The following is a 10,224-nucleotide window of genomic DNA, read 5'->3' on the forward strand; positions in this document are numbered from 1 at the left end:
CCTTCCAGCCGTTTACCCGCCTCGTAGTGGACGGGTCCGCAGGTCACGTGGGGTCGGCCCAGAAGGGGGTCGGCGCGGGGGTCATTTCCTCCCCCCGCCGGGGTTAGCGTTGTTTCTCACGCCCCGCATCCGAGCACGCCCTGTACCGGTTCCGCCGCCCGGGGCGATGGCGGCTGAGAGCCACCGACGCGGGCACCGCCCCATCCGCAGACCCGCCCGGTCAGCCACCGGACGGGCCCCCGAAGGACGCCCCGGGATCGCTCCCGAAGCGCCGCGGACAGGTGGCGGCTAATGAGCACAAAATAGGAACATTGTCAAGGGTGGCCCTTTTCGTTCCTACCCGGGTGGCGGGAGCATTCTGGCGGACGGCACAAGAACTCTGCCGTCACGGGCCGTGCTGTCAGAGCGGGAGCTGCCGGAAGCCGGCCTGCCGATGCATCGGAATCTCGAATAGGAACGGCGGTTCCAGGCTCCGCAAAAGACCGTCGATGTCCGGCCACCGCCAGATCGGGAACGAGGCTTGCCGGTTGATGGGCGTGGTCTGATAGCCAGGGGCCAGAACGAAACCCTTCAGGCCGACTCGCCGGAAGGCCGCGCGCTCTGCTTTGTTCTTCTGGATGCGCCTGTCGCCGGTGACGACGAGCCAGTCATCGCTGGTGCCCGCGAGGTAGGCCATCCAGGCGAGGTCCGAGGCGTGCCGGCCACACGGAAGGTCACGGATGTGCAAGGCCCCCTCTCTCCGATGCCGGAGGTAGCCATCCAGGGTTTCGGCCAGCACGGGGGTCGTGCAGTTGTCGAAGAAGACCTTCAAGCGGCCGCCTGCAGATCGAACGCGCGTCGGAAGGCCATCGCACGCTTCACGGCGCGGACCGGCACGTCCCAGACACGAGCGGCGGCCTCCGGCGAGCCCTCAGCCTCGACGGCAGACACGAGCGCGTCCACGGGCACGGAGGTCTCGGCCTCGATCGGCTGTCCGAACGAACGGGCCGGATCGATCTTCACCGAGCTGCCGCGCCCGAGCGGCCACCAGATCGCGGGAATGCCGGCCTCGTCGTAATCCAGGTTGGTCAGGCTACGCTCCACAATGTCGCGGAACGCGAACTGCTTCCGGAACAAGTCGATCAGCTTGGTCTGACCGTCGGCCTCGACGGCTTGAAGGAACACGGTCCGGCCGTCGGATCGGAAGCGAGCCGTCGCGAGCGGCCGTGCATCGCCGACGACCTCGCGGGCCAGCGCGATCGTTTGGCGGACACGCTGCGGGCTCAGACCCTTCTCGATGAAGGTCGAGGCGACACGGATCTCCTGGAGATCCCGGAAGCCGAGGGCAATGCCGTCATCCCCGAGATCGACCTGCGGCTGCCAGAGAGGCTCGTAGCGCGTCCCGTTGGCGTCGTGACCGCGGAGCCATCGCGAGATCTTCGCCGGTGAGATACGCAGCAGACGACCAGCCTCGGCCGGGGTATAGAGCCCGATACCGACAAGGCCGGTGGCTGGAAGCTGCGCGGTGTGTCCCACGGCGTTGTGCTTGGCTGCCAGGGGGCTGACGTCAAGGGGTTTCGACGCCCGCTGTTTCGACGCAGAGCGCGTCATAGCGCGGGTCTGCACAGTCGCCCCGGACAGGCCCGGTCCAGGCCGGGACACGGGGTCGTTCGGAGGGATTCCATGGCCACCCGCATCGCTCTCCTCGGCCTCGGCGCGATGGGCCATCCCATCGCGCGGAACCTCGCTACCAAGCGCCTATCCGAGACCGAGACGGTCATATCGGTGGATTCCGATCCGGCGCGCCTCGCCGGGCTCGATGCGCCGGGCCTCGTCGCCACGACGGATCCGGCCGCGATCGACGGCGCCGAGGTCCTGTTCCTGTGCCTGCCGAACGGCGACACGGTCGAGGCGGCCCTGTTCGGCGCGGACAGGCTCCTCGAGCGCCTCGCCCCCGGCGCGGTGGTGGTCGATCTCAGCACCATCGCGCACGCCAAGGCGCTCGCGATCGGCCGCGCCGTGGCGGCGACCGGGCGGCGCTTCGTCGATGCGCCCGTTTCCGGGGCGCCGGCCGGCGCCGAGGCCGGCACGCTCACCGTGATGTGCGGCGGCGAGACCGAGGCCGTCGCGCGGGTGCGCCCGCTCCTGGAGCGGATCGGCACGACCATCCTGCACATGGGGCCGACCGGCTCCGGCCAGCTCACCAAGACGATCAACAACGTGCTCTACGACATCAACATCGCGGCGCTCGCCGAGGTGCTGCCCATGGCGGTGGCGATGGGCCTCGATCCCGAGCAGGTCGCCCAGGTGGTCACCACCGGCACCAGCCGGAGCTACGCGGCGCAGTATTTCGTGCCGCGCATCCTCCAGGGGCGCTTCGACGAGGGCTACCCGATGGGCGCGGCCTACAAGGATCTCGTCGCCGCCGCGGCGATTGCGGCGGAGAACGGTTTTCCGATGCCCGTCACGGCGGCCGCCACCGCCACCTACCAGACGGCGCTCCGCCAGGGCCACGCCGACAAGGACAAGGGCGCGATGGTGCTGCCGTTCGAGGATCTGCTGGGGGTGAAGGTGCGATCCGGAGCATAGGCGGTCTGCGCCGAGTTGCGGAGGCATTGGGGTTGAAATTTTGTCGTCATATGACGACAAGACGGTATGCCCGTGCTTCGCCGGACGCCCACCTATCAGGCGTGGATCGACCGCTTGCGGGATCGCCGCGCAGCCGCGCGGGTTCTGGCTCGTGTCGCCCGCTTGGGCCTCGGCAATCCCGGCGACGTCAGGCCTGTTGGTGATGGCGTAAGTGAGATGCGGATCGATTACGGCCCCGGATACCGCGTCTATTACGTGCATCGCGGCGCAGAGATCGTGGTGCTGCTGTGCGGCGGCGACAAGGGCTCGCAGGACCGGGATATCCGCGAGGCGAAACGGCTGGCGAAGGATCTGTGACGATGCCCACCGAGACCTTTCCCTACGACACCGCCGAGCACCTGCGGACACCCGAGGATATAGCCCTCTACATCGAGGCGGTGCTGGAGGATGGCGATCCTGCCCTGGTGGCCGATGCCATCGGGGTCGTCGCCCGGGCGCGGGGAATGGCTCAGATCGCCCAGGAGACCGGCCGCTCCCGCGAGCAGCTCTACCGGACCCTCTCGGAGAAGGGGAACCCGCAGCTCGACACGCTGATGGGCGTGCTCAAGACCATCGGGTTGCGCCTCAGCGTGAGGCCGATCGAGACCGACGCCTGACCCCCCCCTACTCCGCGGCCTCGGTCTCCGGCACGGCCGTCCGGCCGGGGCGCGGCACCACCGGCGCGTCGGCGCGCTGGAGCACTTCGAGGGCCGCATCGGCCTCCCGCTGGCGGTCCCAGAGCGCTGCGTAGACGCCCCCCGCCTCCAGCAGCTCGGCATGGGTGCCGCGCTCCACGATGCGGCCGTGGTCGAGCACCAGGATCGTATCGGCGTTCACCACCGTGGACAGTCGGTGGGCGATCACCAGCGTGGTCCGGCCGCGGCTGACCCGGTCGAGCGCCGCCTGGATCTCGGCCTCGGTGAAGCTGTCGAGGGCCGAGGTCGCCTCGTCGAGCACGAGGATCGGCGGGGCCTTCAGGATCGTACGCGCGATGGCGACCCGCTGCTTCTCGCCGCCCGAGAGCTTCAGGCCGCGCTCGCCGACCGGCGTGTCGTAGCCCTCCGGCAGGCTCGACACGAATCCGTCGATCTGCGCGAGCCGGGCCGCCTCGCGCAGCTCCGCGTCGGTGGCCTCGGAGCGGCCGTAGCGGATGTTGTAGCCGATCGTATCGTTGAACAGCACCGTATCCTGCGGGACCATGCCGATCGCCGCCCGCAGGGATTCCTGCGTCACCGCGGCGATGTCCTGCCCGTCGATGCTGATCCGGCCGCCCTGCGGCTCGTAGAACCGGAACAGCAGGCGCGAGAGCGTCGACTTGCCGGCGCCCGAGGGCCCCACCACCGCCACCGTCTGCCCCGCCGGAATTTCGAACGAGACGCCCCGCAGGATCGGCCGCTCGGGATTGTAGGCGAAGCGGACATCGGCGAACCGCACCGTACCGCCCGCCACCGTGAGTGGCGCCGCACCGGGACGGTCGGCGATCTCGGGGTTCTGCCCGAGGATGCGGAACATGTCGTCGATGTCGATCAGAGCCTGTTTGAGCTCCCGGTAGATCATGCCCATGAAATTCAGGGGCATCGAGAGCTGCACCAGCATGGTGTTGGCCAGCACGAAGCCGCCGATCGTGGTGCGCCCGGCCAGGATGTCCCGCGCCGCGAGCCACATCACCACGGTCATGCCGAGCGTGAAGATCACCGCCTGCCCGGCATTGAGCACCGCCAGCGACACGTAGGTCTGCGTCGAGGCCTTTTCGTATTTGGCCATCGATTCGTCGTAGCGGGCCGCCTCGCGGCGTTCCGCGCCGAAATATTTCACCGTCTCGTAGTTGAGCAGCGAGTCGACCGCCTTGGTGTTGGCGTCGGTGTCGGAGGCATTCATCCGCCGGCGGATCGCGATCCGCCACTCGGTCGCCTTGTAGGTGAAGGCCAGATAGGCCGCGACCGTCGCGAAGGCGGTCGCCGCATAGGTCCAGTTGAACTCGTAGGCCAGCACGCCGAGCACCAGCACGAACTCGACGATGGTCGGCACCAGGGTCAGCACCATCAGGCGCGACAATTCCTCGATGCCGGCCCGGCCGCGCTCCAGCACCCGGGTCAGGCCGCCGGTCTTGCGCTCCAGATGGAAGCGCAGGGACAGGCGGTGCATGTGCTCGAAGGTCTGGAGCGCGAGGCGGCGCACCGCGTGCATCGCCACCTTGGCGAACAGCCCGTCGCGCATCTGGGTCAGCCCCGACATGGCGATCCGCGAGACGGCGTAGAGCGCGATCAGCAGCATCGGCGCGGCGAGCAGGCCGGTGGGCGCCGGTGCATGAGTGCCCTCTTGGCCCCCGACCGCCGCAACCAGCGCGTCGGTGATCCATTTGAAGGTGAACGGCGTCACCATGGTCACCAGCTTGGCGGCGAGCAGCAGGCCGAAGGCCAGGAAGACGCGGCGCTGGAGGTCCGGCCGTCCGTGTGGCCAGAGATGCGGCCAGAGCCGGCGATAGGTGGCGATCAGCCCAGGGCGCTCAGCCGGGGGTGTCGGCCCGGCCGGGGGCGCGGTGTCGTCGGTCATGCAGGGATTCGCGGGGCGGAATGACGTCAGCCCCGCATATAGGCGCGTGGCGGCGCGGGAGCACCCGCGCTGCGTGCAATGCCCCGTCTCACGCCCGCCAGAACGGTTTCCGGATCTCGGCGCGCAGGCGCCAGGGATCGAGCCCGGCGTCGCGGAGCTGGTCGGGATGCAGGGCGGCGAGCATCCGGCGCGTGCGGAGGCGATCCAGCCAGAGGCGCGGCAGGGGCGGGCCGGAAGCGGGCCGGTCAGCCGCGGGAGAGCGAGTCAAGATCAGGGCGGGCATCAGGAGAAATCCGGTGGCGGTTGGGCAGTCCGGCCGGGATTGCGGACCCAGCATTGATCCGATACGGATCTCGGATCAATCGAAACATTGACCTCGGAGCAATCATGCGACCCGCGGATTTCCGCTCCGTCGCCGACGCGATCGCCGCCGATATCGCGGCCGGCCGGCTCCCACCCGGGACGAAGCTGCCGCCGCAGCGCGACTTCGCCTACGACCGCGGCATCGCGGTCTCGACGGCGAGCCGGGTCTATGCGGAGTTGGCCCGCCGGGGGCTCGTGACCGGCGAGGTTGGGCGGGGCACCTATGTTCGGTCCGAACCGGGCCGGATCGTGTCGCTCCAGCCTGAGCCGCCGCCCGCGGCGATCGATCTGCAGCGGACCCATTCGCGGCTGCCCGAGCAGGAGGCCGTGCTGGCCGAGACCCTGACCGCGCTCGCCGGCGCGGGCGGCGCGATGGCGTTCGGCCAGTACGGACCCGCGGGTACGCCGCAGGCCCAGGCGGTTGCCGCGGCGTTCCTGGCCCAGGACGGCTACGCCCCCGACCCCGCCGACATCCTGTTCACCGGCAATGGGCGGCAGGCCCTCGCGGCGGCGCTCGCCGCTCTGGCGGCGCCGGGCGAGCGGATCGGTTGCGAGCCCCTGACCTACCCGATGGTGAAGGCGATCGCGGCCCGGCTCGGGATCACGCTGGTGCCGGTCGCCATGGACGCCGAGGGGATGTGCCCCAACGCCCTGCTTCAGGCGCACCGGGCGAATCCGCTCAGCGGCATCTACATCCAGCCGACCCTTCAGAATCCGCTGGGCGCCACGATGGGGCCGGGCCGCCGCGCAGACCTCGCCGCCGCGCTGGCGCGGACCGGGCTCATCGCGATCGAGGATGCGGTCTACAGCTTCCTCGCCGATGCCCGGCCGCTGGCCTGCTCGGTGCCGGACCAAGTGATCCTGGTGGACAGCCTCTCGAAGCGGGTGATGCCTTCGCTGACACTCGGCCTCGTGGCCGCGCCTCCGCCCCTGACCGACCGGCTCGCGGCCTCGATCCGCCAGGGCGCCTGGACGGCGCTCGGCCTGTCGCTCGCGGCCGGGATGCATTGGATGGCGGGGGGCGCGGCCGCCGCCCTCGCCGCGGTCAAGCGCCGGGATGCGGCGTCCCGGCAGGTGATCGCCCGGGCGGCACTCGCGGATCTGCGGGTGGTCGGCGACCCGCAGGCCTATCACCTCTGGCTGGAACTGCCCGAGACGTGGCGGGCCGAGGCCTTCGCGGCGGCGGCCCTGCGCCAGGGGATCGCGCTGATCCCGGCCCCGGCCTTCGCGGTGGCCCCCGGCCACGCGCCGAACGCGGTCCGCCTCGCCCTGGCGGTGCCGTCGCACGAGGATCTCGCCGCGTCCCTGCGCCGGTTGCGCCGGTTGGCCTTCGCGGGGGACGACCAGGTCGTCGAATGACGCCCGTTCACCCCCGCTTGTCGGACGGCAGCACGAAGATCTGGCCCGGGTAGATCAGGTCGGGATTGCGGATCTGGGTCTGGTTGGCGTCGTAGATCACCGTGTAGCGCTCGCCGCGGCCATAGGTGCGCTGGCTGATCCGCCAGAGGTTGTCGCCGCGGGTGATCTTGGCCGTGTTGATCTCCGGCACGAAGACCGCGCCGACCGTCGCGTCCGCCCCGGCCTCCGCCGCCGAGTACCGCGAATCGCCGGTGCCGGACCTCGGCAACCGGGGCGATGGCGCCCCGGCGCGATCGGGCGCCGCGCGCGTGCTGCCCGTCGCGCTGCCCCCTGTCGCGCTGCCCCCTGTCGCGCTGCCTTGGCCGCCAGCCCGCCCGCCGCCTGGGGCGCCGCCTTGGGCGCTGTCTCGGGCGCCGTCTCGGGCGTTGCAGTGGGCGCTCTCCTGCATCCCCCCTGGCGCGCCCCCTTGCCCGTCCGCCCGGGCGTGCTTCCGGGCCGTGTCGCGCGGTTGGCCACCGTCATGCGTCCGGGGACTGCCCTGAGGCGATGGCGGCTGCTGTCCGTCGGTGTCGCGGGTGGCCATTCGGGACGGTTCGGGCACCGCGAGCGGGACCTCGGCGCGGGTCTCGACCTTGCCGGTATCGGGGTCGATCTGGTCGATCCGCACCTGATACTGGCCGGGCTTCATGCCGCGTCCGATGGTGAAGCTCGCCCGCCCGTCCGGGCCGATGCGCCCCGGGGCGATCAGCGTGTCGTTGAGGTAGAGCCGCAGCAGGGCGCCGGGCGTGCCGGTCGCCGTGACGAACAGCCGCCCGTTCTCCTGCACGTCCACGCTCGCGATCCGGGCCGGTTGCCCGGTCGCGGGGGCGCCGGGCTGTGCCGTGGCGACCTTGGCGGCCGGCTCGGACGCGCCGGGCTGCGACAGGACCACGGTCGCGGCATCCGGGGCGGTCAGGGCGACCAGCGGCTGGCGGTCGCGCCCGGGGGCGACCTCCACCGCCACGCTCTGCTCCGACTCGGCCGCCCGTCCGTCCTTGCCGGTCATGCGCAGCCGGATCTGGCTGGACCCCGTGGGCAGGGCCGGCGGCACGACGGCGAATTGGCCGTCCGCATCGGCGGTCGCCCGGGCCACCGGCTTGCCGTTGACCAGCATCTCGACGACGGCGTTCGGCGCGCCCTGGCCGGCCACGACGGTGTCCCCGTTCGGCTCGACCCGGACGATGTCGAAGCGCGGCGCCACCTTGGCTCCGGGGCGCATGTCGGCCGGCGTCCCGGACGGGCCGGATCCCGCCGACCGGGCGTCGCGCGCAGGATCGGGAGGCGCGTCCGCCCGCGGCGGAGTTCCGGGTGCGGCTTGGCCCGGCCTGTCGTCGCGAAAATCGATGGATGCGTCCGGCTTGCGCGCCAAGGCACCGGGATCGGCCAGCGCCCGCGCGCCCTCCCCTGAGGCGGCGGGCCGGTCCACCTCCTGGCGCCCGGTCAGCTCGCGCAGGGACTCCCCGCCGAACAGGGCCGCCACGAGCCCGAGGCCACCGAGGAGGCCGACGAGCGCCAGGGCGAGACTGCGCCGCACCTGTCCCGACATCGCCACCCAAGCCTCCCTCGATCCGACCCGCCGCGCGGGAAAAACCGTCGACGGGGCACCGCATAATACCGTACATGGTCCCGACACCAAGCCGTCCCGCCGCCCAGGCGGGTGAATCCCCCGCGACTTCAGCAGTTTGGCCCTTGGACCGATTGGCGCGGGGCATGTCTCGGACGGCTCACAACGGACGCGCGAGGGAGGGCGCCGGATGGCCCCGGTGAGGACAGTCTGTGTCTATTGCGGTTCCGGCTTCGGGCGGGACCCCGCCTTCCGCGCGGCCGCGGAGGTGCTCGGAACGGCCATCGCGCAGGCCGGGATGCGCCTCGTCTACGGCGGCGGGGATGTCGGCCTGATGGGTACGGTGGCGCGCGCCGCGCTCGAGGCCGGCGGTCACGTCACCGGCATCATCCCGGATTTCCTCCAGGCGCGCGAGCACATGCTGGCGGAGGTGCAGGAGACCGTGGTGGTGCCCGACATGCACACCCGCAAGCGCCTGATGTTCGAGCGGGCGGATGCCTTCGTGACGCTGCCGGGCGGCATCGGCACCCTGGAGGAGCTGGTCGAACAGCTCACCTGGGCGCAGCTCGGCCGCCACCGGAAGCCGGTGGTGCTGGTCTCGGTGGCGGAGTTCTGGGCGCCGCTCCTCGCCCTGTTCGAGCACATGCGCGGCCACGGCTTCATCCGCGAGGGGCTCGACCTGAGCTATCTCGTCGCCAGCGAAGCGGCCGAGGTGGTGCCCCTGCTGCGCAAGACCGGCCACGAGCCGGACCCCGCGGCTGAGGACATCGTCCAGCAGCGGATGTGAGCGCCGGTTTGACCTGAGATCTGGGGGGTCCAGAGGACCTTGCCCCAGCCGTTTCAAGGTGTCGGGCCAAGGGCGCGGCTGATGGGGCGGGCTCATGGGGCGTGCTCATGGGGCGGGCTCATGGCGCGCCCTCTCCCGGGCAGGTCGAGCGAAGGGGAACCTGATCTCGGGCCCCGCACGGGAAGCGCCGCACCAGCGGGACGGGTGGGCTCGGGTCGACGCTTTGCGACGGCGTATGCTGGATCCCAGGTCGTGTTCCGCTGACGCTCCACGCGCCCGGAAAAGGGGCGGCGCACACCGGCGCGCGGCCGTCGTTTCGGATCTCCGCCCAACACCGTGAAGGCGCTGGATCGCGACCTTTCGAAACGAGCAGGCCGTCGCGGCGTGGAAGGTCGCTCAGGCCGCGCGCACCTCGGCGATGAAGCGGTCCACCTCGGCCTTCAGGCGCTCAGAATCATGCGACAGGGCCGCCGCGGAGGCGAGCACTTGGTTGGCCGCCGTCCCGGTGCCCTCGGCGGCGCCCGCCACCCCCGCGATGGTCGCGGTGACGGCGCCGGTGCCAACGGCGGCCTCCGCGACGTTGCGCACGATCTCCTGCGTGGCCGCCCCCTGCTGTTCCACCGCCGCCGCGATGGTGGCGGCCACGCCGTCGATTTCGCGGATCCGGATCGTGATGGTGTCGATCGCCGACACTGTCTGGCTGGTCGCCCCCTGGATCTGCCCGATCTGAGCGGCGATCTCGTCCGTGGCCCGCGTTGTCTGGCCGGCCAGCTCCTTCACCTCGGCCGCCACCACGGCGAAGCCCCGGCCCGCCTCGCCCGCCCGGGCCGCCTCGATGGTGGCGTTCAACGCCAGCAGGTTGGTCTGCGACGCGATGCTCGAGATCAGCACCACCACGTCGCCGATCCGGGTCGCCGCCGCGCTGAGCGCCTGAACGAACCCGCTGGTCTGG

At 71.3% G+C, this 10,224-nt stretch carries 11 protein-coding genes; 5 read left to right on the top strand and 6 right to left on the bottom strand.

Annotated elements, in window-relative coordinates; translation table 11 throughout:
• Nucleotides 1-400 precede the first annotated feature (400 nt).
• Both MKK88_RS00160 and MKK88_RS00165 read right to left on the bottom strand, forming a co-directional pair.
• Nucleotides 401-811, bottom strand: a complete 411-nt coding sequence (locus MKK88_RS00160; protein WP_279601992.1) for a hypothetical protein — start codon at nt 809-811, stop codon at nt 401-403.
• Nucleotides 808-1,515: a hypothetical protein gene (locus MKK88_RS00165; RefSeq protein WP_243996529.1), complete on the bottom strand. Its 708-nt coding sequence runs from the start codon at nt 1,513-1,515 to the stop codon at nt 808-810. Before MKK88_RS00165 ends, MKK88_RS00160 begins: the two co-directional genes overlap by 4 nt.
• A gap of 147 nt (nt 1,516-1,662) precedes the next feature.
• Here MKK88_RS00165 and MKK88_RS00170 point away from each other — a divergent pair, with 147 nt between their 5' ends.
• From MKK88_RS00170 to MKK88_RS00180, 3 genes are all read left to right on the top strand, one after another.
• Nucleotides 1,663-2,568, top strand: a complete 906-nt coding sequence (locus MKK88_RS00170; protein WP_243996531.1) for an NAD(P)-dependent oxidoreductase — start codon at nt 1,663-1,665, stop codon at nt 2,566-2,568.
• Nucleotides 2,569-2,634: 66 nt separating this feature from the next.
• The gene (locus tag MKK88_RS00175) at nt 2,635-2,925 is read left to right on the top strand and encodes a type II toxin-antitoxin system RelE/ParE family toxin (RefSeq protein WP_243996532.1); all 291 of its coding nucleotides are present in this window, start codon (nt 2,635-2,637) and stop codon (nt 2,923-2,925) included.
• 2 nt (nt 2,926-2,927) lie between these two features.
• Entirely contained in the window at nt 2,928-3,224 is a 297-nt protein-coding gene (locus tag MKK88_RS00180; protein WP_243996534.1) for an addiction module antidote protein, read from the top strand.
• A gap of 7 nt (nt 3,225-3,231) precedes the next feature.
• Here the strand turns inward: MKK88_RS00180 and MKK88_RS00185 are convergent, their stop codons facing one another.
• Both MKK88_RS00185 and MKK88_RS00190 read right to left on the bottom strand, forming a co-directional pair.
• The gene (locus MKK88_RS00185) at nt 3,232-5,160 is read right to left on the bottom strand and encodes an ABCB family ABC transporter ATP-binding protein/permease (protein ID WP_243996536.1); all 1,929 of its coding nucleotides are present in this window, start codon (nt 5,158-5,160) and stop codon (nt 3,232-3,234) included.
• An 88-nt stretch (nt 5,161-5,248) separates the two neighbouring features.
• Nucleotides 5,249-5,443: a DUF1127 domain-containing protein gene (locus MKK88_RS00190; protein WP_243996538.1), complete on the bottom strand. Its 195-nt coding sequence runs from the start codon at nt 5,441-5,443 to the stop codon at nt 5,249-5,251.
• A gap of 104 nt (nt 5,444-5,547) precedes the next feature.
• On the opposite strand from MKK88_RS00190, the gene MKK88_RS00195 reads away from it, so the two are divergent.
• Complete coding sequence (locus tag MKK88_RS00195) at nt 5,548-6,882, top strand: PLP-dependent aminotransferase family protein (RefSeq protein ID WP_243996544.1); 1,335 nt, start codon at nt 5,548-5,550, stop codon at nt 6,880-6,882.
• A gap of 7 nt (nt 6,883-6,889) precedes the next feature.
• On the opposite strand, the gene MKK88_RS00200 is transcribed toward MKK88_RS00195, so the two are convergent.
• Complete coding sequence (locus MKK88_RS00200) at nt 6,890-8,467, bottom strand: LysM peptidoglycan-binding domain-containing protein (protein WP_243996549.1); 1,578 nt, start codon at nt 8,465-8,467, stop codon at nt 6,890-6,892.
• A gap of 208 nt (nt 8,468-8,675) precedes the next feature.
• On the opposite strand from MKK88_RS00200, the gene MKK88_RS00205 reads away from it, so the two are divergent.
• Nucleotides 8,676-9,272 carry a TIGR00730 family Rossman fold protein gene (locus MKK88_RS00205; protein WP_243996546.1) on the top strand — a complete coding sequence of 199 codons (597 nt, stop codon included), beginning with the start codon at nt 8,676-8,678 and terminating at the stop codon, nt 9,270-9,272.
• Between the two features lie 396 nt (nt 9,273-9,668).
• Here MKK88_RS00205 and MKK88_RS00210 read toward each other — a convergent pair.
• Nucleotides 9,669-10,224, bottom strand: a 556-nt coding sequence (locus tag MKK88_RS00210) for a methyl-accepting chemotaxis protein (protein WP_243996548.1), incomplete at its 5' end; no start/stop codon positions are given.

It is taken from the genome of Methylobacterium sp. E-005 (assembly GCF_022829725.1).
Classification (GTDB): domain Bacteria; phylum Pseudomonadota; class Alphaproteobacteria; order Rhizobiales; family Beijerinckiaceae; genus Methylobacterium.

What these genes read in the sequence shown, in the direction of transcription:
- MKK88_RS00190 (WP_243996538.1), bottom strand. Translation starts at nt 5,443, where the DNA reads ATGCCCGCCCTGATCTTGACTCGCTCTCCCGCGGCTGACCGGCCCGCT.
- MKK88_RS00205 (WP_243996546.1), top strand. Translation starts at nt 8,676, where the DNA reads ATGGCCCCGGTGAGGACAGTCTGTGTCTATTGCGGTTCCGGCTTCGGG.
- MKK88_RS00170 (WP_243996531.1), top strand. Translation starts at nt 1,663, where the DNA reads ATGGCCACCCGCATCGCTCTCCTCGGCCTCGGCGCGATGGGCCATCCC.
- MKK88_RS00180 (WP_243996534.1), top strand. Translation starts at nt 2,928, where the DNA reads ATGCCCACCGAGACCTTTCCCTACGACACCGCCGAGCACCTGCGGACA.
- MKK88_RS00175 (WP_243996532.1), top strand. Translation starts at nt 2,635, where the DNA reads ATGCCCGTGCTTCGCCGGACGCCCACCTATCAGGCGTGGATCGACCGC.
- MKK88_RS00195 (WP_243996544.1), top strand. Translation starts at nt 5,548, where the DNA reads ATGCGACCCGCGGATTTCCGCTCCGTCGCCGACGCGATCGCCGCCGAT.
- MKK88_RS00185 (WP_243996536.1), bottom strand. Translation starts at nt 5,160, where the DNA reads ATGACCGACGACACCGCGCCCCCGGCCGGGCCGACACCCCCGGCTGAG.
- MKK88_RS00200 (WP_243996549.1), bottom strand. Translation starts at nt 8,467, where the DNA reads ATGTCGGGACAGGTGCGGCGCAGTCTCGCCCTGGCGCTCGTCGGCCTC.